A 22,486-nucleotide genomic window follows, 5' to 3' on the forward strand; every position below is an offset into this window, starting at 1 on the left:
TCATACCGATATAATTAAAAGTATTGTTAACCGTTAAGGGATATCAAGTAGAAACGGCTACGCCGTCCTTGAAGGACGGTACCCGTTTCAGCGAGAAATAGAAGGATAAAGTATAGCGTAAAACATATCCTTTCTTATATTTTCTAAAAGGTGGTAGTTGCAGTTTTGGACAATAATATTGAAACGGTGTTTACTTACCGTTCCTCCAGCCTTCAGGACACTGAGGCGCTTGCAGCCGCCATCGCAGCCGTGTCGGAGCCGGGGATGGTGATCGGCCTGGACGGGGATCTGGGCGCGGGCAAAACCGCGTTCTCGCAGTGCTACGCCCGCCACTTAGGTGTGGAGGGGATTGTGAACAGCCCTACTTTTACAATTATCAAAGAGTATGAGGGCCGTCTGCCGCTGTATCATATGGATGTATACCGGATTTCCCTCCAGGAAGCGGATGAGCTGGGGCTGGAAGAGTATTTCTACGGCCAGGGAGTAAGCCTGGTGGAGTGGAGCAGTATCATTACGGACCTGATGCCGCCGCGGCATTTGCATATAGAGCTGAAGTCTTCCGGCCCGGAGAAGCGGGAGATTACGGTAACCGGAATCGGGGAGCCTTACGGCGGAGTGTGCCGGGTGCTGATCCAGAAGTGGGGTAAAGAAACATGACGAATCTTAATAATGAGCCGCGCAAGCGGTTTTTGGCGCTGGATACATCAACGGCTGTGCTGGGGGTGGCAGTTACCGGGAACAGGGAGCTGTTGCATGAGATTAATGCTTCCGGGGAACGGAATCACTCGGTACATCTGCTGCCGATCATTGAACAGGCGCTGCAGGCCTCGGCTACGGCGGCAGACATGATCGGCGGCATTGCAGTCGGTGTCGGTCCGGGATCGTATACCGGGACAAGGATTGCTGTAACTGCAGCCAAAACGCTGGCCTGGGCCTGGAACGTTCCGGTCACCGGGGTGTCCAGCCTGCATGCGCTGGCGTGGGGCGGTTATCATGCCGCGGCTCTCCAGCAGGAAGCCGGACAGGCTGATGTGACGACCGCGAACGGGACAACGGGTCCGGACTGGATCATCCCGCTGATCGACGCGCGCCGTGGACAAGCCTACACTGCGCTTTTTGCAGCGGACGGGAGCAACCCTCCGCAGCGGCTGGCGCCTGATGCCATCCGTCTGATGGCAGACTGGGTGCGGGAGCTAGGAGAACGGCTGAAGGACGCTGCAGCAGAAGGCGTGATGCCGGGCACCCTATGGTTCACCGGGGACACGGCACTGCATGGAAGTGCAGAATCGCTGGCCCCGCTAGCCGGGGCTGGCATTGTTCAGGCACTGTCTTACGAACTCGAAGGCCGCTGGACCGGATTCTTGGCCGAAGCGGGCATCTATGAGGAAAGCGCAGATATTCACGTATTGATTCCCAATTATACGCAGCTTACCGAAGCGGAGGCTAATCTCCGCCGAAGCAGTGAAGGGAGCCTGAATAAAGGATGACGGTATCGGAACCAGGAAAAGATCAGGGGACTGAGCTTGTTTTCCGCCTGATGCGGCTTGAGGATATACCTGAGATTCTTGTGATTGAACGCGAAGCCTTCACGATGCCATGGACGGAGGAAGCGTTCCGCAACGAGCTGAGCCATAATCATTTTGCCAAATATATGGTAATGGAGCTGGCCGGGCATATCATCGGCTACGCCGGGATGTGGGCGATTGTCGATGAGGCGCATGTAACGAATATTGCGCTGCTGGAGGCCTATAGGGGACGTAAATGGGGAGACCGGCTGCTGGACGAGCTGATGAAGACGGCGGCGTATCTCGGGATGAAATCCATAACACTTGAAGTGCGGGTCTCGAACGAGGTGGCCCAGAATTTATACCGCAAAAAAGGCTTCCGTCCTGCCGGTACCCGCAAGGGTTATTATTCGGACAACCGCGAGGATGCGCTCATTATGTGGGCGGATCTGCCGGAGTACGGGGAGCAAGGGTTGACGGAAGGAAGCGTGGACTTGAAATGAAGACCGAAACGGGCGTACTTAAGCCTGTATATATACTCGCAATTGAAACCAGCTGTGACGAAACTTCAGTAGCTGTAGTCAAAGACGGCTGTGAAGTGTTATCAAACATCATTTCCAGCCAGATTGAGACCCACCGGGCATTCGGCGGCGTGGTGCCTGAAGTGGCCTCCCGCAAGCATGTAGAGGTGATCACGCTGGTTATTGAGGAAGCCTTGAACGAGGCGGCAATCTCGCCGCAGGACCTGACGGCAGTGGCGGTCACCCAGGGTCCGGGGCTTGTCGGGGCGCTGCTGGTCGGTGTCGTGGCGGCCAAAAGCCTGGCGCTGGCCTGGGGCAAGCCGCTCATCGGCACCCATCATATTGCCGGCCATATCTATGCCAACCGGCTGGTCAAGGAACTGCAGTATCCCAATATGACGCTGGTGGTATCCGGTGGTCATACGGAGCTGGTCCTGATGGAACGGGAAGGCGAGTTCAAGATCATCGGGCGCACCCGGGACGATGCTGTCGGCGAAGCTTACGACAAAGTGGCCCGGGCGCTGGGCTTTCCTTATCCGGGCGGTCCACATGTGGACCGGCTGGCGCGGGAAGCAGAAGAAGCCTTCCCGCTGCCGCGTGTATGGCTGGAGCCGGGTTCGTATGACTTCAGCCTCAGCGGCCTGAAGTCTGCGGTGCTCAACGCGGTGAACCAGAGCAAGATGAAGGGGCTGGAGCCGGATGTGGCCGGAATTGCCCGCGGCTTCCAGGAATCGGTTGTTGAGGTACTGGTTGAGAAGGCTGTGCGTGCCGTACGTGAGTTCAGCGCTGGGCAGCTTTTGCTCTGCGGTGGGGTGGCTGCGAACAAGGGCCTCCGTGAAGCGCTGACCTTGAGATGCGCCGCAGAAGGGATCGAGCTGATCATCCCGCCGCCGGTGTATTGCACGGATAACGCAGCGATGATCGGGGCCGCAGCTTATGTGAAATGGAAGCATGAAGGCGGGATTCCGCTGGATATGGTCGCCGATCCCGGCTTCTCGCTGGAGAAATGGTCTGTATCTGCCTATTGACTTCTTTTGGAGAAGCCGGGTATAATCAGTTCAATTCATGAATCTTATATTTGAACAAACGCGATGATTGGAAGCAGTAAGGAAACTCCAGGATAAGAGAGCTGCGGGAGGGTGCGACGCAGTCGAAGGAGACCTGAACTCGTCCGGGAGCGGAGCGGTGGAAGCAGGGAACTCCTTGAACAGGGAGTGCTGGCCGGTGCAGAATGTAGACCGGGCCCTTTTGTACACCGTTACGGTTGACCTCCGTAAGAGGGTTGTTGAGTGGATACCGCAGGCGCAGCAGAAGAGTTGCTGATCCGGGTATCAACAAGAGTGGTACCGCGAGGGTGAACAACCTGTCGTCTCTTGAATGAGACGGCAGGTTTTTTTGTGCGCTTGTATAGGCATTCATAGAATTACACGCAATGAACGGGAGCAGTAGACGGCCAAGGTGAACAGAGAGCTGCGGGTGGTGCGACGCAGTCACCGGAGGCCGGCGAATCTCGCCCGTGAGCGGAACGGCGGAAAGAGCTTCAAGTACGCCGTTACGGAGGTCCCCGTTACCGGACTGTTCGTATCCCCCGGGCTACCCTTACGGGAGCAGGGAGATATGAAGCGGAGCTGGACGCAGCTTGGGCTGCCTGAATGGAATTAGGTTCAGGAGCCTATGCGTCAAAAAGAGTGGTACCGCGGAGGGGTGACCCGCCGTCTCTTTAATTAGAGACGGCGGTTTTTTGTGTTGTTTGAAGTTGATCTGGCAGGCTGGATGTATGAACCCAATTTGAGGAGGATGAACAATGATTATTCCGGTAAAGAAACGAATTCAGATTTTTGACACGACGCTGCGTGACGGAGAGCAGGCCCCGGGGGCTAGCCTTACCCCGGAGCAGAAGATCATTCTGGCCGGCAAGCTGGCCGAGCTGGGCGTGGATGTCATGGAACCGGGCTTCCCCGTATCCAGTCCGGGTGACTTTGCAGCGGTGGAGACCATCTCCCGCAAGATTCAGGGCGTAGAGATCTGTGGCTTCGCCCGCGCGGTCAAAGGGGATATCGATGCTGCTGTGCGGGCAACCCGGGATGCGGAGCGGCGGCGGATTCATCTGTTCATCTCCTCCTCCGACATTCATCTGCGCCATCAGCTGCGCAAGAGCAGACCTGAGGTAGTTGCCGCCGCGCGCGAGATGACAGCCTATGCCCGCCAGTTCAGCGATGTGGTGGAATTCACCGCCATGGACGCTGCACGGACGGGAATCGATGATCTGATCGAGATGGTCGAGGCGGTGATTGAAGAAGGTGCAACCATTATTAATCTGCCCGACACGGTAGGGTATGCGCTGCCGCAGGAATACGGGGAAATGTTCCGGCGTGTGCGGCTCGGTGCGCGGGGAGGCGACAAGGTCATCTATAGCGCCCATTGTCATAACGATCTGGGGCTGGCCGTGGCGAACAGCCTGGCGGCGATTGCCGGCGGTGCCACACAAATTGAGGTCACTGTCAACGGAGTGGGCGAGCGGACCGGCAATTGTGCGCTGGAGGAACTGGTTATGGCGCTGGAAACACGGGGGGATTCTATCGGTGCTGAGACGGGCATCCGGCTTGAGAAGCTGTACGATACCTCGCGTATGATCAGCGGGGCGATGCATTTCCCGATCGCCTTCAACAAGCCGGTCGTCGGCCGGAATGCGTTCCAGCATGAATCCGGCATCCACCAGGACGGCTTGCTCAAGGACCGCAGCACGTATGAGATTATGGACCCGGAGCGGCTGGGCATCCCGCGCAGCATGATCATCCTCGGCAAGCATTCCGGCAGGCATGCCCTGAAGGACCGCGCGGCGAAGTACGGGATTGCCCTGGATTCAGCGGAGCTGGACGCGCTCTATGAATCCTTCAAGGAAACCGCTGACCGCCAGAAGGCCGTCAGCGATGATGAGCTGCTGCGGATGGTCAGCAGCACCACCGGGCAGCAGGCGCAGGTCTATGCGCTCGGCGAGGTGCAGGTACTGGCAGGCAGCGCGCCGCGCCGCGTAGCCGCCGTATCGGTGCGCCATCTGCAGAGCGGCGCAGAAACCACGCACACCAGCACCGGAGACGGTCCGCTGGAAGCGATCATTGCCGCCATCGGGCAAGGGATTGCTGAGGATATCCGCTTCGACGGTCTGGAGCTGCACTCCCTGGGCAGCGGCGGGGATGCCCAGGCTGAGGCTGCCGTTATGGTGGAATGGAAGGACACCAAGTTCCGGGGGACGGCCATCCATCACGATATCGTAATGGCAGCGGGAATTGCTTACATTGCCGCCTGCAATGCAGCACTGCTGTCAGAATCGGCTGCGGATTCTCCGGAAACGGAAACTGCGGTGAACAGCTAAGCATTACCCTGCATGCAGCATTAGACACTTCATGGACGCGTCTTGCCGATGTCACTCAGACACGGCGGGGCGCGTTTTTTTAGCGGATAACTCCGAAGAAGCGGTGCAAGAAGCTGGGATGGGGTTGGCTGGTGCCGGCGGCCCGAAACAGGTGGATTTTCTCCACTTGCTTATGAACTGAGGAGCTCTTGCCGGGAAACAGTTGGATAATCAGCACTTAATAGGCTGCAAATATCCAGGCTAGAGGAGACTGCATGAATTTAAATGACATTTATCCACTTAATGATCTCAAACGCTCCAAAACAGCCAAATTAAGATACGTTTATCCACCTAAATTATTATGCAGAGTGGAGGCCCATCAAAAAGTAAGGGGAATTGTACTCGCGGCAACGTCCGCCAGAAATTTTTTCCGCAGGAAAGTGCACTTCGGAAGCATCAGCAGTCTCCGGATTTTCACCGATAACAGAAAGAAAAAATCTGGAGGGCACGGCGATGGGAACAACGGTTGTATCCCTTAATCAACAAATTTTGATCCATTGCGGCATTTGTCAAGCTGTGGACAACGTTATCCACATATTCCGCACGAGTTGTGTAAAAACCGTGTAAAATCAGCAATAACGCCTTTTTTTCGAAGGCCATAAACAGAAGGTTATACCTTGAATCATTTTTGCGAAAACTGTGGATAATGTGGATAATTCGGTGGATAAAAAGTCCTTGACAAGGAAAATAGCGATTTTACGCATAAAAAAAGCCCCGGAGGGCTATTTTTCAACAGGAGTTATGCACGAAAACTGTGGATGGAGCTGTGGATAACTATTTATGAACAAATCGGAAACAGTTGAATTTTATTTTTTTACTGCCTTTACATTATTCGTCAGCCAGTTGCTCCCATTCGCTAAATAAATCTGCCAGCTGCTGTTTCTTGTCCTTCAGATCACTTTCATGCTCCTGAAGCGCCAGGTAATCCTGATATACCTCAGGTTTGGTCATTTCATGCTCAATTCCGGAGATGGCTTCCTCCAGCCTGGCGATATTCTCCTCTAGATCAGAGATCCTCCGCTGGCGGTTGCGCTCCTCACGCTTGGCCTGTTTGTCTGCTTCATAAGAGAGCGAGGTCCCTTTCTCGGCAACAGCAGCCTCGCTGTCCGCATTCCGGGAGGACTTGGCGGCGGCAAGCTCCGCTTCCTCCTCGGCAATGGCTTCAAGTTCACTTTTTTTCTCGACATAGTCGTCATAGTTACCGAGATATTGATCAATACCGCCAGGATGCAGCTCGAGCACCCGCTCAGCCATTTTGTTCAGGAAATAACGGTCATGGGAAATGAACAGCAATGTGCCTTCAAAATCAATCAGTGCCGCTTCCAGCACCTCACGGCTGACCAGATCCAGATGGTTGGTAGGCTCATCGAGAATCAGCATGTTGGCCCCGCGCAGCATCAGCTTGGACAGGGCGACACGTGCTTTCTCACCGCCGCTGAGCGCGGCTACCCTCTTCAGGACATCTTCGCCGCTAAACAGGAAATTGCCGAGAATGGTGCGGATCCGTGCTTCCTCCAGCATGGGGTACTCGCTCCACAGCTCTTCCAGAACGGTGTTGCGCGGATTCAGCCTCGTCTGCTCCTGATCATAGTAAGCGATCTTCACCTTGGTTCCCCAGTTGACCGTTCCGGTGGATGGTTCACGGGTGCCGGTCATGCACTGCAGGAGCGTGGACTTGCCGATACCGTTCGGACCGATCAGCGCCGCTGTCTCGCCGCGTCTAAGCTCAAAGGAAGCATTGCGGAACAACGGGGCAGCCCCTTCGTTAAAAGCTACCGCGACCTCGCGGACCTGCAGCACTTCCTTGCCGGACATGAAGTCAGGCTCGAAGGAGAAGCTTGCCTTCTTCAGATCGCCCAGCGGCCGGTCGATGCGCTCCATTTTGTCGAGTGCCTTACGCCGGCTCTGCGCCCGCTTGGTGGTGGAAGCCCGCACAATATTGCGTTGTACGAAATCCTCCATCCGCGAAATCTCGTCCTGCTGCTTCTCATATTGCTTCATGCGGATCTCATATTCCGCTGCCTTCAGCTCCATATAGCGGCTGTAATTGCCTGTATATCTGCGGGACTGGTGCCGCTCAATTTCCACTATGGTCGTGACCAGACGGTCGAGGAAATACCGGTCATGGGAGACCACCAGGATACCGCCGGGATATCCGCGCAGATAATCCTCCAGCCAGGTGAGCGTCTCAATGTCCAGATGGTTGGTCGGCTCATCAAGCATAAGCAGATCAGGAGCCTGCAGCAGAATGCGCGCCAGTGCCAGGCGTGTCTTCTGACCGCCGCTGAGCGTAGCGATCGGGGTCTCGGGTGCAAATTCCCCGAAGCCCATACCATGCAGGACGCTGCGAATCCGTGTGTTCATCTCGTAGCCGCCATGATCCTTGAACCAGTCTGAACGTCTGGCGTAGCGCTCGAGCAGATCCTCATAACGCTTCGGATCTTCCGCGAGCGCCGGATCAGCGATATCCGTTTCCAGCTGCCGCAGCTCCGCCTCCGCCTCAAGCAGCGGAGCAAAAACAGCGAGCATCTCTTCCTGAATGGTTTTATCGGATTGCAGGCCGCTGTTCTGGGCCAGATACCCTATTGTGGTTTCTTTGGATTTATGAATTTGCCCGCTGTCATACGACATCTCACCTGCGAGAATCTGCAGGAAGGTGGACTTGCCGGCCCCGTTGACGCCTACCAGACCGACTCTTTCCTTCTCATTGACCATCAGGCTGATGCCGTCCAGCACGCTTTGTATTCCATATGATTTCGAAATTCCTGTCGCTTGAAGAAGCATTCTGATGAAACCTCCGCCCTTGCATATTCGCCTTGGCTCATTACGCCCGGCTTGTAATAATCTTATTCTATAGTTTACATGAAAAAGGTTTGCCGCGCGAGGGGGCTGCATCATTCCTGAGGGCCCTGACGGCGGCAGATCAGCTGTCCGGGCTCCCGGCATTTCACGGCGGGACGGTCAAAGACAGTGCGCAGAACATTCTTCTAACAATGTAAATGCCATAGCCTTGGCGAACCGGGGAGAAGAGTGGTAAACTGAGCTTACAAACTATGATAAGCTAGGAACATGTTGAAGAGGAGGCGGCTGCCTATGCAGGACAGCAGCATGCGGCTTGCTCTCCGGAAGCGTGAGCTGCGTGCCGGGAAGGCCGCTCTCCGGGACGGACTATCCATGGAACAGAGAGGCCGGTTGTCTGCTCTGGTATGCAGTCATGCCTTGACCTGGTTCTCTCAGGAGCAAGGGGATTCACTGCTGGCCTATGCCCCGTTCCGCTCTGAGCTGGATTGCCGCCCACTGCTGGCTGAAGCTTGGGCCAGAGGACATGAAGTGCTGCTTCCGAGGGTCGTCCGGGAGAGCGGAGTCCTGGGCATCCATCCGGTCCGGTCCTGGGAAGAGCTTGCTCCGGGAGCTTACGGTATACCGGAGCCCGTAATCGAAATAGCAGGTCACGGCGCTTACGCCGGCAAGAGTGAGAGATCCGGCCTGCCGGATGCCGTATTCGTACCCGGCCTGGCCTTCGACTTGCGCGGCGGGCGGCTCGGCTATGGGCAGGGCTACTATGACCGCCTGCGGGCAGCGTGGGAAGCAGAGCTTCCTGAATCTGCCGCCAGGCCCCTGTGGGTGGGACTGGCTTTTAGCCTGCAGCTGGTACCTGAAGTGCCGCTGGAAGAGCATGATGCCTTAATGGATGTGCTGATTACGGAGAACGGCATTTGGGACTGCCGGAAGGAGAGGAAGACATGAAGTTAACTCATTTCAATGAACAGGGCAGAGCCCGCATGGTGGATGTGAGCGAGAAGGAAGTCACCAGCCGGACAGCGGCGGCGCGAAGCCGGGTGCAGATGGCCCCGGAGACGCTTACCGCCATTAAAGCGGGCAGAATCAGCAAGGGAGATGTGCTCGCCGTAGCCCAGGTTGCGGGAATTATGGCTGCCAAGCAGACCTCCGCCTGGATTCCGATGTGCCATCCTTTGCCGCTTACCGGGGTGGATATCAGCTTCTCGGATAACAGCAAAGATGAACTATATATAGAAGCAACCGTCAAGACTACCGGCAAAACCGGTGTGGAGATGGAGGCGCTGACTGCAGTTTCAGCAGCGGCGTTGACCGTATACGACATGTGCAAGGCGCTGCAGAAGGATATGATTATCGGACCTACCCTGCTGGTGTCCAAGAGCGGCGGCAAGAATGGCGATTACGCGCTGGAGGAAGAATAGCTAACAGCATGAGAATTACGCTGAAGGTGCGGGCAGCGGCTGTATCAAGCAGCCGGACTTACATAGTACATAGAGAGGGAGGGACAACCTATGGCGTGGAAAACAGCAATCCTGACGGCCAGCGATAAAGGGGCCAGAGGCGAACGGGAAGACACGAGCGCCCAGGTTATTCGGGAACTGGTGGAAGAAGAGCTTGGAGGCGAGATTGTAGAATACCGGATCGTACCCGATGAGCAGGATGAGATTATTGCTGCATTGATTGAACTGACGGATTATTTCCAGGCGGATCTGGTGCTGACTACCGGAGGAACCGATCTGGCGATCCGCGACGTTACACCGGAGGCTACACGGCGTGTCATTGAACGTGAAGTCCCTGGACTCTCCGAGGCGATGCGCAGCACAGTGATGCAGAAGAACCGGGCGGTGATGCTGTTCCGGGGAATCTGCGGCATCCGCGGCCGGACATTGATTGTCAATCTGCCCGGCAATCCTAAGGGTGTGCATGAGAACCTGGCGGCTATTATGGATCAGCTGCCTGAAGCCTTGCTGATGGTTACCGGACAATACCGGCAATAAGTGCACATGCTCCGGTAACTTCAGCATGATTCGTCACTCTAGACGATGGATGTGTGATATAAGTTATGGTATTATTAATTTATCGTTAACGATATCATGAACGGATAGAGTGATGGGAGGAAACAGTAATGCTAAATGGTATTGGTGCACCCGGAATTATTCTATTGGTTATCTTGGCGCTCCTGCTCTTTGGCCCGAATAAGCTTCCTGAGCTTGGGCGGGCAGTCGGACGTACCTTCCGTGAATTCAAGGACGGGGCGCGGGAGATCATTAATGAACCGGAACCGGCCCGGAAGAGTGAAGTGCCTGCTCCTCCGGCTCCGCAGACTGTAGCAGCAGAACTTCCGCAGGACCGCCGTCTGCCGGAATAATTTCCATCCACTTACGCAGGGGCGTCTTACCCAGGTCTGCTTCAGACTGGGGTGGCGCCTCTTTTTTCTCTAATCGATATAGCCATTTTCATAGTTTATTTCGGGTGGTGTCAGTCATGTCTCTGGAAGCGGAAGAAATGTCTTTGGTCGATCATCTGACGGAACTGCGCAGACGGCTTATCTACGTGCTGATCGTATTTGCAGCCGGACTTGTACTCGGGTTGTTCGTTGCCAAACCGATCTATTTGTATCTTATCAGTGCTGACCCTGCCCAGGGATTCGTGCTGCATGCCTTCTCTTTCTGGGACGGGATCGGCATGTACATGAAGATTGCCATGGCCGTGTCACTGGCGTTCTCCGTGCCGTTTATTGTCTTTCAGCTGTGGGCCTTCATCAGCCCGGGCCTTCGGCCCGTTGAACGCAGCGCAGCGCTGCGTTATGTGCCGTATGTGTTCGTTCTGTTTATTCTGGGCATAGCCTTTGCCTATTACATCGTATTTCCTATGGCCTTGTCCTTTACGATCTCGATTACGCGCAGCATGGGACTTGAGGAGACATACGGCATAGCCGAATATTTCAATTTCCTGTTCAGTCTGGTGATCCCGCTGGCCTTGCTCTTCGAGCTGCCGCTGATTGTCATGTTCCTGACCAAGCTGAGAGTGCTCAATCCGCTGCGCCTGCGCCGGATGCGGCGGTATGCCTATTTTGCGCTTGTATTTATTGCTGTGGTGATCACACCGCCCGATTTCATCTCGGATTTTCTGGTGACAATTCCGCTTCTGGTGCTGTATGAATTCAGTGTATTTCTGTCTGCGTTCGTTTACCGGAGGCAGTTGGCGGAGGATGCGCAGCGGGAAGCACGTTATATTAAGGCGGAGTAATGGAGGGGGCATATTTTGCCCCCTGGTGGATAGAATGTAAGAGAGTATGTGCCGGACAACCCCTGAAACCATAATTTTCCCCAAAACAAATACGATTTTACGTAAAAGGACTTGAAATCCGTCTTCAAGTTGAGTATCATAAAAATTGTTGTTAGCACTGCAAGCAGTTGAGTGCTAACGCTGTGGAAAATAGGGAATGGGCCGGCGAAACAGCATTTAAGTATGCTGATTCTCAACAGTGCCATAAGGACCGCTAAGATTCCCGGCAGTTCAATCTATGTTTTCAAGGTAAACAACATAATTTCAAAGGAGGCTATTTTTTCATGATTAAACCACTAGGTGAACGCGTATTGGTAGAACCAAGCGAGCAAGAGCAAACCACTTCTTTCGGGATCGTGCTTCCGGACTCTTCCAAGGAGAAACCGCAAGAAGGCACAATTATCGCTGTAGGCAGCGGAGCTTTGAAAGACGGAGTACGTGTAGCGCTGGAAGTTAAAGAAGGCGACCGTGTGCTTTTCTCGAAATATGCCGGAACTGAAATCAAATACGAAGGCAAAGAATATCTGATTATGAAAGAAAGCGACATTCACGCGATTCTTGACTAGTCTGTTAGAGCCTTTCATAAGTTAGACCCCGATTACTTATATACACAAAACTTAAGTTTATGCTTTCGAAGCGAGTTTTGTACGAAGTGAAATTAATGAAGCGAATGCTACACAAAACTTTTAGGAGGTTAACAACACAATGGCAAAAGAAATTAAATTCAGTGAAGATGCCCGCCGCGCTATGCTGCGCGGGGTTGATGCTTTGGCAAATGCGGTTAAAGTTACACTCGGACCTAAAGGCCGTAACGTGGTGCTTGAGAAGAAATTCGGCAGCCCGCTGATCACTAATGATGGTGTTACCATCGCCAAAGAAATCGAGCTTGAAGATGCATTCGAGAACATGGGCGCGCAGCTTGTTAAAGAAGTTGCTACCAAAACTAACGATGTAGCCGGTGACGGTACTACAACTGCAACAGTTCTGGCTCAAGCCATGATCCGTGAAGGTCTGAAGAACGTTACTGCAGGCGCTAACCCTATGGTTATGCGTAAAGGGATCGACAAAGCGGTTAAAGCTGCTGTTCTTGAACTGCAGAGAATTTCCAAGCCTATCGAAGATTCCCAGTCCATCGCACAAGTAGCTGCTATCTCTGCTGCTGACGAAGAAGTAGGCCAACTGATTGCTGAAGCTATGGAAAAAGTCGGCAAAGACGGTGTTATCACCGTTGAAGAATCCCGCGGATTCCTGACTGAGCTTGAAGTGGTAGAAGGTATGCAGTTCGACCGTGGTTACATTTCCCCGTACATGATTACTGATACGGACAAAATGGAAGCTGTTCTGGAGAACCCGTACATCCTGATCACTGACAAAAAAATCAGCAGCACTCAGGAAATTCTTCCTTTGCTTGAGAAGATCGTTCAACAGGCGCGTCCGCTGGTTATCATCGCTGAAGATATCGAAGGCGAAGCTCAGGCAATGCTGATCGTGAACAAACTGCGCGGAACGTTCAATGCAGTAGCTGTTAAAGCTCCTGGATTCGGCGACCGCCGCGAAGCTATGCTGCAGGATATCGCTGCTCTGACAGGCGGCCAAGTGATCACTGAGAAGCTTGGACTTGATCTGAAAAGCACTTCCATCGAGCAACTGGGTAACGCACGCCAAGTGCGCGTAACCAAAGAAAACACTACAATCGTAGACGGAAGCGGCGACAAGGCGGATATCAATGCACGTGTAAGCCAAATCCGCTCCCAGCTGGAAGAAACGACTTCCGAGTTCGACAAAGAAAAACTGCAGGAGCGTCTGGCTAAATTGGCTGGCGGCGTAGCCGTTGTCAAAGTCGGTGCTGCTACTGAAACTGAACTTAAAGAGCGCAAGCTCCGCATCGAAGATGCCCTGAACGCAACCCGCGCTGCGGTTGAAGAAGGTATCGTATCCGGTGGGGGTACTGCTCTTGTGAACGTATATGCTGCTGTTGCTGCTGTAGTAGCTGAAGGCGACGAAAGAACCGGCGTTAACCTCGTGCTGCGCGCACTGGAAGAACCTGTTCGCACCATCGCTGCTAACGCAGGCCAGGAAGGTTCCGTTATCGTGGACCGTCTGAAAAAAGAAGCTGTAGGTATCGGCTATAACGCTGCTACCGATGAGTGGGTAAACATGTTCGAAGCGGGTATCGTTGACCCTGCGAAAGTAACCCGTTATGCTCTGCAGAACGCGGCTTCCGTAGCTGCAATGTTCCTGACTACTGAAGCTGTTATCGCTGACAAGCCAGAACCTGAAAAGGGCGGAATGCCTGATATGGGCGGTATGGGCGGTATGGGCGGCATGATGTAAGAAACGGAAAAACCCTTGCTGTAACAAGGGTTTTTCTTTAAATATCATTCTGTTGTTAACGATTTGTTAACATTGGAGTCATTTTTTAGGCCTCTCATTAGTTCTGTGAACTTTTGTGAGGCCTCTTTCTTTTTAGGTTTGGTGATGTGTAAGTAAATGGTTTTCGTTATTTTGTCGTCCTTATGTCCAAGGCGTTCCATAATTTGCTCCAAAGATACGCCGGCCTCGGCACATAAAGATGTATGTGTATGTCTTAAGGAGTGGGGTGTTAACTCTAAACTCAATCCGGCAATTCTCAGTAATCTTGCCATTCTTAGTTGAATCATTTTTATTACTTCTGGATACCCCGCGAATTGCCCTCTCTTACAGAAAATAAATCCGTGATCATGATAAGCCTCTTTCTTTATCGCCTTTTCCATCTCATTATATTTTTGTAGATTGGTTATATTATTGATCACTTCTTCGTCAACAATTATTTCTCGAATTGAACTTTTTGTCTTAGGTGTGTTAAGTACGTATTGAGTGGAATTGTTATTTGGATTGTATAATGTTTTGTTAATCTTTATGGTGGACTCTTTTGCGTTTGCTGCGCTATCCATCAAGGCACACAACTCGCCTACTCGTATACCGGTGTATGCAAGAGTATGGAATATTTCGTAATCTCGATCTAGACCGTGTACTCTTGCTGTTTCCAGAAACAGGTGAAGCTCTTCCTTTTCGAGATATTTCGGTATCAAAATTTCATTTTCTCGGATCGGAAGCACCGAGCGTGCAGTCCGAAAGCATTCAAAAAAAGCCCGTCAACCTTAACGGGTCGATGGGCTTTTTTAGATGCTGTAGTTATTTGACAAAAATTCTAATTTGATTTGGTCCTGTTCTAGCCAAGACGCGGTAGCCCTCGGAAGCTGCCGTTGCTACCCCGTCCGAATTAGGAAGGCAAAATTCGTCTTCTCGGCATGTTCCATCATCCCGAACAAGAAGTTTTCCCATTGTTCCTACAGCCACCCATTCGGGACGGTCAATCCGGGAGATATACTCCTGGGTGGGATCATATTCAGAACTTATTATTCCCGATTTCATAGAGTGCGATGGTGTAATAATATTTCCCTCTTCGTCTTTCGAAGCAGGAATTTCTATAACCTCATACTTTATCCGTTCCCACTCATCTAACATATATTTCCCTTTCCAGTTCAAATGATTTGCATCCCCTATAATTGAAGGTCTTGCGCTTATGACCCCAAGAATGTAATTATCTTCTGGCGTTGCTTTTCTGACTTTTTCACCTTTCGTAGTCACGAAATATCCTGGTTCTATTGGCAGCCCATCGACGGTTTCAAATAATTCGGCGTAGTCGGCTGCAGGAGACATTACGGTGCCATTAATATAAATATTGCCGGTAAGGCCTTCGATTATAGCAGATAACGAAGGAGTAAAACTGTCCCCATTGGCTAAATGCCATGAATTAACGTATCGAGTCACTCCGTTGAAACCCATGATATACGATTGTTGATGCATAGCAACAGTACGACGTCCAGCTGCATGTGAACAGTATCCGAAGCTTTCCGTGGCAACTCCTTCTGCATGCGAAGCTACCCCGCTAGCTATAGTGTTCTGTCCTTGGGCATGTGCAGAGCTTCCGCTAGCTACAGTGTACGCTCCTTCCGCATGAGAAGAAATGCCGGAAGCCAGAGTCCATAGACCCTCGACATGTGAATCATTTCCAGATGCAGTATTACTTAGCCCTTCTGCATGCGAATTTTCACCACTAGCCACAGTGAATTGTCCCTCCGCATGCGAATTTCTTGCTACCGCGCTAGTATTCGTTCCTTCCGCATGGGATGCTTCTCCAATCGCTGCAGCGCCTACACCCTCAGCATGTGATGCAATTCCGCTGGCATTCGTAGCCGCGCCTTCTGTATGCGATCCGTAGCCTGAGGCGTTGGTTCTGGATCCTTCGGCATGTGAAGCCTCACCAGATGCAAGTGTGAAATAGCCTTCAGCGTGCGATTCCAATCCTGAGGCTGTTGTATATGCTCCCTCGGCGTGAGCAGCATCTATTGTCGCCAACGTCATGAAGCCCTCTGCATGTGAGGCTGCGCCCGATGCACTGGTGTAATTTCCTTCGGCATGAGCCATGTCCATACTAGCAAAGCTTTGGTGTCCTTCTGCATGAGATGCCGAAGCGCTGGCCGTAGTTTCATAACCTTCTGCATGTGCAGCAAACCCACTCGCTGTGGTTGAGTTCCCTTCCGCATCTGAGCAAGGCCCAGAAGCATTTTGATTACATCCTTCGTCTGCCATATGTCATTCCTCCTAATTATTTGTCCTACTCTCTAACCTATTTGGGAGTAGAAGGAATGGACACGGCATATACCTCCGGTATAAACGCACTGAAAAACACGGAGAAAAAAGCCCATCAATCTTAACTGTTCGGCGGGTTTTTTTGTACAGTAACTTAAATCCACATATTTCCTCAATAACCCTTAAGTGTATTGTAAATTCCTGTCGATAAACAGACTGTTTGTTCGCCTCTATTTAGTGTAGGCTTACGAAGAAACGCAAAAATAGAGGGAGAGTATAATATGAAAAGAGTTTTAAAAATGGGAATGCTGTTATTATGCGCTATATTGGTAGTGCTATCTATCTCATTCCCAAAAGCAACTGCAGCCGAAAGTAGCGGAAACTGGTCGATTGTTGCCAATCTACCTCATCCTGTAGCTGGTGCAGCTACGGCCCAAGTGAATGGAAGCATCTATGTCATTGGTGGGTCTAGCGGGGATATGTCCTTTAATTACGTTCAAAAATACAATATTGAAACTAAAACTTGGGAAACAAAAGCAAACATGCCTACTCCAAGAGCAGGTTCTGCATTTTCAGTGGTTGATGGAAAGATATATGTTTTTGGTGGATATACAGGAAATTATTATACTGTTAGTAAAGGGATCTTTAGCAATGCTGTAGAAGTTTACGATCCAGCATCAGATACTTGGACAAAGAAGTCTACTATGCCGGTATCTCTCACGGGCCAAACAGCTGCAAGTTACAATGGAAAGATATATCTTTTTGGTGGATTGTCATTCACAGACAGATATATTTCCTATAACTATGTATACGAATATGATCCTGTTAGTGACTCCTGGACGCCAAAAAAACAAATGGATAGAAATGTGCATGTGGCTACTGCAGTAACGTATAACAACAATATTTACTTGGTAGGTGGAAGAGCATTTAGTGGCGGACAAATTTATACTTATGAAACAATGCGTGAGTATAATCCAGTGAATGACACTTGGAGCAATAAGGCCAGCATGAGTTATACTCGTGGAGGTCCGGCTGTTGGCGTGGTTAATGATCAAATTTATGTTATGGGAGGGGTAAGCCCCACTCAGGAAACTAACACAACAGAATTCTATAATCCTTTGCTTAACAAATGGGAGTCCCATAGTAATTTAAATGAGGCTAGAAGCGGGACTAGTGCCATTGTGTACAAAGATCAAATATTTGTCATTGGGGGAAGCGCAAGCACTACTGCAAACAAGAGTATCGGCTCAGTGGAATCTATAACTATTGCAACTCCGACACCCACTGCTACACCAACACTTTCACCGGAGCCGACGGCTACTCCTGTACCAACAACAACTCCTACGCCAGAACAGCCGGCAGGCGACCGGGCTATCCTGGTGGTAACTATGAACACCGGACTTGAAAAAGAATTTGACCTGAGTATGACTGAAGTGAATGCTTTCATTGCTTGGTACGAAAATAAGCAGTCCGGTTCAGGCACAGTCTCATACGCCATTGATAAGCATGATAACAATAAAGGGCCATTCACCAACCGGAAGGATTACGTGATTTTCGATAAAATCTTAACCTTCAGCGTGGATGAATATTCTGCAGAATAGTATCTTCTCTTAGTTCACCCTGCCAGCAATGGTGGGGTGTTTTTATGCGTTCAGGAAAATTCCCCCCACATATACATAATGTTCCAAAAGATTTATATTGGAAGGAGATTTCAGTCGTTAAATTGTTGTATAGGGGGATTAAAATTGCTTGGAATTTTTAATGCAGCAATACTTATCGTAATCATTGTTGCCGGTATTGTGTTTTTTGTTTTGTCTAAGAAGAAACCGCGGTACTCTCATCATGAAGTTATTGATCCACTCAAAATTTCAATTCAGGATGTAGACCGTATGGAAGACGGATCGGAGTTTGAGGAATACCTATATCGACTATTTTTAGCCTTGGGATATAAAGATGCTTATAAGACTCCAAGAAGTAGAGATTTCGGAACTGATTTAGTTTTTACGGATCGGGACGGGTATCGGAATGTAGTTCAAGCAAAACGTTATTCATATCCCGTGGGATTAGGTGCTGTACAAGAGATCTATAGCTCAATGAGGTATTACCGAGCCAAGAAGTCTATGGTGATCGCATCAAATCAATATACTGTTGCATGCGAAGAACTTGCTGGGTATAACGGTGTAAAACTACATAATAGAAATGATCTTATTGCAATTATGGATTTATTTAAAGCGGGACAGATTGAGAAGGTGAAGGATATCATAGAAGCAGATGCACATATGATTTTTGATTCCTGGGATAACTACATGAATGGGGATAAAGTAATCAAAAAGGACTACAAAGCTGAGAAGCGAATCTTAGCTGAGCAGCAGGTGAAGTGAAAATATGAATACTGCATACAAATTTTTGGAGAGAGACAAAGACTTCTTCACGGCAGCCCTGGCGCAATCCAAAGTATCCGTCTGGTACCGGGAAGATCCAGATCCTATAGGTCACCTCATGGATTATGGAGGAATAGTGGAGGGATACACGCCGGAATCAAACAAAGCCTCCCTTTGATAAAAGAGAGGCTTTGTTTTAGTTGTTATTTAACAAGAATTATATAATACATAGTATTTCCATTTCCAAAATCTGCTGCTACAGTACTTGCCCCTGGTGATAGTGCTGTAATCATTCCGTCTTGCCTAACTTCAATACTTCCATCTGTATGGACATAGTAAAAGTTGGATCCTGATACCCACATACCATCTCCGACTTTAAGATTAATAATAGACTGGTAATATTTTCCGGAAGTAGCGACTTGGTTTTTGGTAAGTGAGGAATCGGGAACTGAAGAAGTAGTGCTGGAAGCGAATGATGTAGACCCTAGAGAAAAACACGCAGCAACAGTGAAAAATCCAAGGCGCAGACGGCTTTTGGCGTGTACCAGGCATTTGGAAACCAGGCGCAGATGGATAGGGTGCACCAGTTAGCGGAAGAGGCACGGGCGAAGCTGAAATCGTTTGGAGTGGATGAGGTCCAGTACCAGGCGGGGAAGGATCTGAGTGTCTACTTCAAGCAGCCTGCAGTCAAGGCATGTATGTATGATCCGTCCATTACGTCTGGTAACGTACCTCTGGTACAGAATGAAGCGTATCTACTGCTGCTGCGGATGGGGATGGAAGATGGAGTTCAGGGCAATTGGGCGAAGGGGTAGCTGGAAGGCATTCATGCTACAATGAAGCAAATGATAGCTACAGGGGTCAATTTAGGCGTACATATGATGACGAACCAAGGTGCAGAAGCTTGGGGAGACGTCGCCCGGTTAACTTCCTCATTTGCGCAATTAGAAAGCTATAACCTGTTTAAAAGCAAAGCGCCGGATGAACAAGCGGAAGCGCCAGAGAAGTCGAAAAATGCTTTCTTAAAATCGCTGGACAGTTTCAAAGAGATTGGGACGGGTTTCATGGATACGTTAAGAATCCGTGCGGATAAAGCCACAGATTCCCCTTATGACTTTGTCAACTGGATAACGTTAGGCATAGCAGGCGATCTTCCGCAGGGATATACAGGTAAGCGAAAGAGCGGGCGGATCATATGTTGGATTCACCGGAGAAGTTTGCGGATTGGTTGACGCTCGGGACAGTAGAAATGGGGAAGGGGAAGGGGAAGGGGGCATTCCACCCCGAAGAAAGCTGGTCCGCAGAGCATTGGCTGAACAGTTTGGGAGTAGTATCGTTGTTGGTGGGTCCCTTGGAAAAGTCCTTGTTATCTACAGGTGGCGAATTGCCGAAATCGTTTTACAGAAACAAGGTAATATGACTACTGCTGACGTGCAAATATCAGGAATAAAGAAAGAGTTCAATGCACATAGCAGAATGCCGCTAAATCATGAGTAGAATATATCTTAGATTTGAAAATTGATTAATCTTACGTTAGGCAAAGCTCCTTACTTTTCAATGCTGAAGTTATAAATTGGGTGAAAGTGAACTTCATCCAGAATTACAAACGAATAAGTGTTGTATTTATGTTAATTATTCGCTTTTTCAAAACCTTGCCAGGTCGGGCAAGGTTTTTTTTGTTATGGATACTCACTGAAGAGACAATTTCATTGTTCGGACATCTATCCGCACACCCACCCGCCCCCGCTCTAACAATATACTGCTGCACCCAATCAGATATGCTTTTGAAAGAGTAGATTACTATGAGGGTGTTGTGATTGGAGCGGTAGTAATGGCTGGCGGCGAAAAAGTGGACAGGGGGTAAGGGCGCATTCATTTCTGATGACAGAATCTAGATTACATTATAGGAACGGGGGGACTACCCATGGATTTCAGTGCATTGACTGGCCTTTTTGTGAATAACAATGGTTCGGTCGTGTTAAATGTCCTGTTATCTACTGCATTAATCTGGAGTATTAAGCAAATTGCGAACAAAGAGAAAGTGATTCAGAATTACCAGAAACGTGATGAAGAGAACGAAAAGCAGCTGAATGAATATAACCGTACGCTCGTCAAGCTGCTAATCGAGAGAGGCACTGCGGAGAAGAAACCTAAAGATGAGGAGGTCGTCAACAAGTGAAGCTCCTCGATATATTCAGAAAACACGAGATGAAGCCCAGCCGGGTCAAGCATGAAATAGATACCTTGGGCGAAATTCAGGAAGCGTATGAATCCAATGATCTGGAGAGACTCATTGATCTGCACCGTACCGGCTTAGGTAGAAGGGGAGATGATCTGCATGGAAATTGTTGACTTGACACTGATCACACTGGAAACGATAGCCTTTATTGCTTTTACTGCTTATGTTATCCGTTACCGCAGGTATTTTATGGGACGAGGCCCCTTGCGGACGTATAATTTGTATCTCCGGAGTGTATGGGTTACCTACGGGGCTGTAGCACTGCTATGCCTCAATCTGTTGTGGGGGCGGCTGAACATCATTCTCGGATATAATACGGACGGCAGCCTATCGGGCATCATGAGGGAGTATGTCCTGATTCTGACCCTCGTAATGCTCGTATTCGCAGGCTGGATGCATAAGGAGCTATGGGATTCCAACCGGCGTGAAGAAAAGAACCGGGCCCGTTCAAACCAATCAAACAGACTCAAATAGGCCTAAATAAGCCCAGAGAGACGCTGATTCACATCATAGCTATTCTTGTGCTGGACGAGCTGGCCAACGGAAGGGATCTCCCGGGGAAGTATGGAGCATTCACAGCGTATTCCGCTCTCGTGAAAAAGGATATTCATATATAATAGGGGAAAAGAGTACAAGGAGGCGGTCTGGTTGACTACTAACAATACACTCCAGGTGGCCACCTTCGCCGGCGGCTGCTTTTGGTGTATGGTCAAGCCGTTCGACGAGCTGCCGGGTATAGTCTCGGTGGTATCCGGTTACACGGGAGGACATACGGAGAATCCTACCTACGAGGCATTAGGAAGAGAAGCTACAGGGCATAGGGAGGCGGTGCAGATCACCTTTGACCCGGAACGTTTTTCTTATGAACGTCTGCTGGACATTTATTGGCAGCTGATTGATCCGACAGACGGCGGCGGGCAATTTATGGACCGGGGGCGTGCTTACGAGGCGGCGATTTTTGTACACAGTGAAGAGCAGCGGCAGAAGGCGGAGCTGTCGAAGGCGGCGCTTCAGGCCAGCAAGCGGTTCAAAGCACCGATTGTGACGGAAATTCTGCCGGCAGCAGCCTTCTATCCGGCGGAAGCGGAGCATCAGCATTATTATAGAACCCATCCGCTGGACTACAAGCTGTACCAGAAGGGTTCAGGCCGTGATGATTTCACGGAGCTGCACTGGAACAGCCGCGAAGACAAGAAGCAGCTGCTGAAGCAGCTGACAGAGCTGCAATATGAGGTCACCCAGAAGAAGGCTATGGAGCCGCCGTATCAGAACGAGTATTGGAACCACTTCGGGGAAGGGATCTACGCCGATATGATCAGCGGTGATCCGCTATTCAGCTCCACGGACAAATTCGATGCCGGCACCGGCTGGCCCGGATTCACCAAGCCGGTGGAAGAGGGGCTGATCCGCCGAGAAGCGGACTACGGCAGCGGTGAAGTACGGACGGTGCTGCGCAGCAGGCTGAGCGGGGCTTATCTGGGGGATTTATCCTACGATGGCCCGGAGCCGGCGAAGCTGCATTACCGGGTGAATTCCGCCGCACTGCGTTTTATTCCGAAGAATGAGCTTGCGGAGAAAGGGCTTGGGCGGTATTTAGAGCAGTTTGAGCGGGAGAGCCGAGGTTAACTCCGGATGAAGGCTGACTTCAGGACGGAATATCATATGTATTAGGGCAGGCTTCCGGATCTGGGGGACTGCCCTAACTT

At 50.7% G+C, this 22,486-nt stretch carries 24 protein-coding genes and 1 other annotated feature; of the genes, 21 read left to right on the forward strand and 3 right to left on the reverse strand.

What is annotated here, in order from left to right:
- Positions 1 to 165 precede the first annotated feature (165 nt).
- The 5 genes from tsaE to NSU01_RS05770 all read left to right on the forward strand — a co-directional run bounded on the left by tsaE (position 166) and on the right by NSU01_RS05770 (position 5,399).
- A complete protein-coding gene (gene tsaE / locus NSU01_RS05750; protein WP_083705095.1) occupies positions 166 to 657 on the forward strand; it encodes a tRNA (adenosine(37)-N6)-threonylcarbamoyltransferase complex ATPase subunit type 1 TsaE in 492 nt (163 codons plus the stop codon).
- A complete protein-coding gene (gene tsaB, locus NSU01_RS05755) occupies positions 654 to 1,487 on the forward strand; it encodes a tRNA (adenosine(37)-N6)-threonylcarbamoyltransferase complex dimerization subunit type 1 TsaB (protein ID WP_042134049.1) in 834 nt (277 codons plus the stop codon). The genes tsaE and tsaB overlap by 4 nt, the downstream gene beginning before the upstream one ends.
- Positions 1,484 to 2,008, forward strand: coding sequence for a ribosomal protein S18-alanine N-acetyltransferase (gene rimI, locus NSU01_RS05760; RefSeq protein WP_042134051.1), 525 nt, complete (start codon positions 1,484 to 1,486; stop codon positions 2,006 to 2,008). The genes tsaB and rimI overlap by 4 nt, the downstream gene beginning before the upstream one ends.
- Positions 2,005 to 3,054, forward strand: coding sequence for a tRNA (adenosine(37)-N6)-threonylcarbamoyltransferase complex transferase subunit TsaD (gene tsaD, locus NSU01_RS05765; protein WP_042134052.1), 1,050 nt, complete (start codon positions 2,005 to 2,007; stop codon positions 3,052 to 3,054). Before rimI ends, tsaD begins: the two co-directional genes overlap by 4 nt.
- A 395-nt stretch (positions 3,055 to 3,449) precedes the next feature.
- Positions 3,450 to 3,749, forward strand: a binding site (T-box leader).
- Between the two features lie 81 nt (positions 3,750 to 3,830).
- Positions 3,831 to 5,399: a 2-isopropylmalate synthase gene (locus NSU01_RS05770; RefSeq protein ID WP_042134054.1), complete on the forward strand. Its 1,569-nt coding sequence runs from the start codon at positions 3,831 to 3,833 to the stop codon at positions 5,397 to 5,399.
- A gap of 867 nt (positions 5,400 to 6,266) precedes the next feature.
- Here NSU01_RS05770 and NSU01_RS05775 read toward each other — a convergent pair.
- Positions 6,267 to 8,222, reverse strand: a complete 1,956-nt coding sequence (locus NSU01_RS05775) for an ABC-F family ATP-binding cassette domain-containing protein (protein ID WP_076242288.1) — start codon at positions 8,220 to 8,222, stop codon at positions 6,267 to 6,269.
- Between the two features lie 309 nt (positions 8,223 to 8,531).
- On the opposite strand from NSU01_RS05775, the gene NSU01_RS05780 reads away from it, so the two are divergent.
- The 7 genes from NSU01_RS05780 to groL all read left to right on the forward strand — a co-directional run bounded on the left by NSU01_RS05780 (position 8,532) and on the right by groL (position 13,859).
- Positions 8,532 to 9,185: a 5-formyltetrahydrofolate cyclo-ligase gene (locus tag NSU01_RS05780; protein WP_076242289.1), complete on the forward strand. Its 654-nt coding sequence runs from the start codon at positions 8,532 to 8,534 to the stop codon at positions 9,183 to 9,185.
- Positions 9,182 to 9,658, forward strand: a complete 477-nt coding sequence (gene moaC / locus NSU01_RS05785) for a cyclic pyranopterin monophosphate synthase MoaC (protein ID WP_076242290.1) — start codon at positions 9,182 to 9,184, stop codon at positions 9,656 to 9,658. The genes NSU01_RS05780 and moaC overlap by 4 nt, the downstream gene beginning before the upstream one ends.
- Positions 9,659 to 9,748: 90 nt before the next feature.
- The gene (locus NSU01_RS05790; RefSeq protein WP_039302112.1) at positions 9,749 to 10,234 is read left to right on the forward strand and encodes a MogA/MoaB family molybdenum cofactor biosynthesis protein; all 486 of its coding nucleotides are present in this window, start codon (positions 9,749 to 9,751) and stop codon (positions 10,232 to 10,234) included.
- A gap of 128 nt (positions 10,235 to 10,362) precedes the next feature.
- On the forward strand, positions 10,363 to 10,605 hold the full coding sequence (gene tatA, locus NSU01_RS05795; RefSeq protein WP_039302110.1) for a twin-arginine translocase TatA/TatE family subunit: 243 nt from the start codon (positions 10,363 to 10,365) through the stop codon (positions 10,603 to 10,605).
- Between the two features lie 116 nt (positions 10,606 to 10,721).
- Positions 10,722 to 11,486, forward strand: a complete 765-nt coding sequence (gene tatC, locus NSU01_RS05800; RefSeq protein ID WP_039302107.1) for a twin-arginine translocase subunit TatC — start codon at positions 10,722 to 10,724, stop codon at positions 11,484 to 11,486.
- A 323-nt stretch (positions 11,487 to 11,809) separates the two neighbouring features.
- Positions 11,810 to 12,091 (forward strand): co-chaperone GroES, encoded by a 282-nt coding sequence (gene groES, locus NSU01_RS05805; protein WP_039302104.1) that lies wholly within the window; start codon positions 11,810 to 11,812, stop codon positions 12,089 to 12,091.
- A gap of 139 nt (positions 12,092 to 12,230) precedes the next feature.
- Positions 12,231 to 13,859 carry a chaperonin GroEL gene (gene groL / locus NSU01_RS05810; protein WP_039302101.1) on the forward strand — a complete coding sequence of 543 codons (1,629 nt, stop codon included), beginning with the start codon at positions 12,231 to 12,233 and terminating at the stop codon, positions 13,857 to 13,859.
- 44 nt (positions 13,860 to 13,903) lie between these two features.
- Here the strand turns inward: groL and NSU01_RS05815 are convergent, their stop codons facing one another.
- Both NSU01_RS05815 and NSU01_RS05820 read right to left on the reverse strand, forming a co-directional pair.
- Entirely contained in the window at positions 13,904 to 14,596 is a 693-nt protein-coding gene (locus NSU01_RS05815; RefSeq protein ID WP_052421687.1) for a site-specific integrase, read from the reverse strand.
- Between the two features lie 103 nt (positions 14,597 to 14,699).
- The gene (locus tag NSU01_RS05820; protein WP_076242291.1) at positions 14,700 to 16,160 is read right to left on the reverse strand and encodes a peptidase G2 autoproteolytic cleavage domain-containing protein; all 1,461 of its coding nucleotides are present in this window, start codon (positions 16,158 to 16,160) and stop codon (positions 14,700 to 14,702) included.
- A gap of 281 nt (positions 16,161 to 16,441) precedes the next feature.
- Between NSU01_RS05820 and NSU01_RS05825 the strand changes: the two genes are divergently transcribed.
- The 9 genes from NSU01_RS05825 (at position 16,442) to msrA (ending at position 22,406) form a co-directional block, all read left to right on the forward strand.
- The gene (locus tag NSU01_RS05825; protein ID WP_076242292.1) at positions 16,442 to 17,761 is read left to right on the forward strand and encodes a kelch repeat-containing protein; all 1,320 of its coding nucleotides are present in this window, start codon (positions 16,442 to 16,444) and stop codon (positions 17,759 to 17,761) included.
- 144 nt (positions 17,762 to 17,905) lie between these two features.
- Positions 17,906 to 18,541 (forward strand): restriction endonuclease, encoded by a 636-nt coding sequence (locus NSU01_RS05830; protein WP_042134062.1) that lies wholly within the window; start codon positions 17,906 to 17,908, stop codon positions 18,539 to 18,541.
- 4 nt (positions 18,542 to 18,545) lie between these two features.
- Complete coding sequence (locus NSU01_RS05835) at positions 18,546 to 18,719, forward strand: hypothetical protein (RefSeq protein ID WP_197074335.1); 174 nt, start codon at positions 18,546 to 18,548, stop codon at positions 18,717 to 18,719.
- A 361-nt stretch (positions 18,720 to 19,080) separates the two neighbouring features.
- Positions 19,081 to 19,356 (forward strand): hypothetical protein, encoded by a 276-nt coding sequence (locus tag NSU01_RS05840; protein WP_339302724.1) that lies wholly within the window; start codon positions 19,081 to 19,083, stop codon positions 19,354 to 19,356.
- Between the two features lie 21 nt (positions 19,357 to 19,377).
- The gene (locus tag NSU01_RS05845) at positions 19,378 to 19,773 is read left to right on the forward strand and encodes a hypothetical protein (RefSeq protein ID WP_256703722.1); all 396 of its coding nucleotides are present in this window, start codon (positions 19,378 to 19,380) and stop codon (positions 19,771 to 19,773) included.
- 692 nt (positions 19,774 to 20,465) lie between these two features.
- Complete coding sequence (locus NSU01_RS05850; RefSeq protein WP_039302090.1) at positions 20,466 to 20,720, forward strand: hypothetical protein; 255 nt, start codon at positions 20,466 to 20,468, stop codon at positions 20,718 to 20,720.
- Positions 20,717 to 20,893, forward strand: a complete 177-nt coding sequence (locus NSU01_RS05855; protein ID WP_156118540.1) for a hypothetical protein — start codon at positions 20,717 to 20,719, stop codon at positions 20,891 to 20,893. Before NSU01_RS05850 ends, NSU01_RS05855 begins: the two co-directional genes overlap by 4 nt.
- On the forward strand, positions 20,880 to 21,254 hold the full coding sequence (locus NSU01_RS05860; protein WP_042134071.1) for a hypothetical protein: 375 nt from the start codon (positions 20,880 to 20,882) through the stop codon (positions 21,252 to 21,254). Before NSU01_RS05855 ends, NSU01_RS05860 begins: the two co-directional genes overlap by 14 nt.
- 174 nt (positions 21,255 to 21,428) lie before the next feature.
- The gene (gene msrA / locus NSU01_RS05865; protein ID WP_076242293.1) at positions 21,429 to 22,406 is read left to right on the forward strand and encodes a peptide-methionine (S)-S-oxide reductase MsrA; all 978 of its coding nucleotides are present in this window, start codon (positions 21,429 to 21,431) and stop codon (positions 22,404 to 22,406) included.
- Positions 22,407 to 22,486: the final 80 nt, after the last annotated feature.

Source organism: Paenibacillus sp. FSL H8-0259 (genome assembly GCF_037963255.1).
In the GTDB taxonomy this organism is placed as follows: domain Bacteria; phylum Bacillota; class Bacilli; order Paenibacillales; family Paenibacillaceae; genus Paenibacillus_AQ; species Paenibacillus_AQ phytohabitans.

Coding starts and splice junctions, on each gene's coding strand:
- tsaB (WP_042134049.1), top strand. CDS start 654: ATGACGAATCTTAATAATGAGCCGCGCAAGCGGTTTTTGGCGCTGGAT.
- rimI (WP_042134051.1), top strand. CDS start 1,484: ATGACGGTATCGGAACCAGGAAAAGATCAGGGGACTGAGCTTGTTTTC.
- tsaD (WP_042134052.1), top strand. CDS start 2,005: ATGAAGACCGAAACGGGCGTACTTAAGCCTGTATATATACTCGCAATT.
- NSU01_RS05770 (WP_042134054.1), top strand. CDS start 3,831: ATGATTATTCCGGTAAAGAAACGAATTCAGATTTTTGACACGACGCTG.
- NSU01_RS05775 (WP_076242288.1), bottom strand. CDS start 8,222: ATGCTTCTTCAAGCGACAGGAATTTCGAAATCATATGGAATACAAAGC.
- NSU01_RS05780 (WP_076242289.1), top strand. CDS start 8,532: ATGCAGGACAGCAGCATGCGGCTTGCTCTCCGGAAGCGTGAGCTGCGT.
- moaC (WP_076242290.1), top strand. CDS start 9,182: ATGAAGTTAACTCATTTCAATGAACAGGGCAGAGCCCGCATGGTGGAT.
- NSU01_RS05790 (WP_039302112.1), top strand. CDS start 9,749: ATGGCGTGGAAAACAGCAATCCTGACGGCCAGCGATAAAGGGGCCAGA.
- tatA (WP_039302110.1), top strand. CDS start 10,363: ATGCTAAATGGTATTGGTGCACCCGGAATTATTCTATTGGTTATCTTG.
- tatC (WP_039302107.1), top strand. CDS start 10,722: ATGTCTCTGGAAGCGGAAGAAATGTCTTTGGTCGATCATCTGACGGAA.
- groES (WP_039302104.1), top strand. CDS start 11,810: ATGATTAAACCACTAGGTGAACGCGTATTGGTAGAACCAAGCGAGCAA.
- groL (WP_039302101.1), top strand. CDS start 12,231: ATGGCAAAAGAAATTAAATTCAGTGAAGATGCCCGCCGCGCTATGCTG.
- NSU01_RS05820 (WP_076242291.1), bottom strand. CDS start 16,160: ATGGCAGACGAAGGATGTAATCAAAATGCTTCTGGGCCTTGCTCAGAT.
- NSU01_RS05825 (WP_076242292.1), top strand. CDS start 16,442: ATGAAAAGAGTTTTAAAAATGGGAATGCTGTTATTATGCGCTATATTG.
- NSU01_RS05835 (WP_197074335.1), top strand. CDS start 18,546: ATGAATACTGCATACAAATTTTTGGAGAGAGACAAAGACTTCTTCACG.
- NSU01_RS05845 (WP_256703722.1), top strand. CDS start 19,378: ATGAAGCAAATGATAGCTACAGGGGTCAATTTAGGCGTACATATGATG.
- NSU01_RS05850 (WP_039302090.1), top strand. CDS start 20,466: ATGGATTTCAGTGCATTGACTGGCCTTTTTGTGAATAACAATGGTTCG.
- NSU01_RS05860 (WP_042134071.1), top strand. CDS start 20,880: ATGGAAATTGTTGACTTGACACTGATCACACTGGAAACGATAGCCTTT.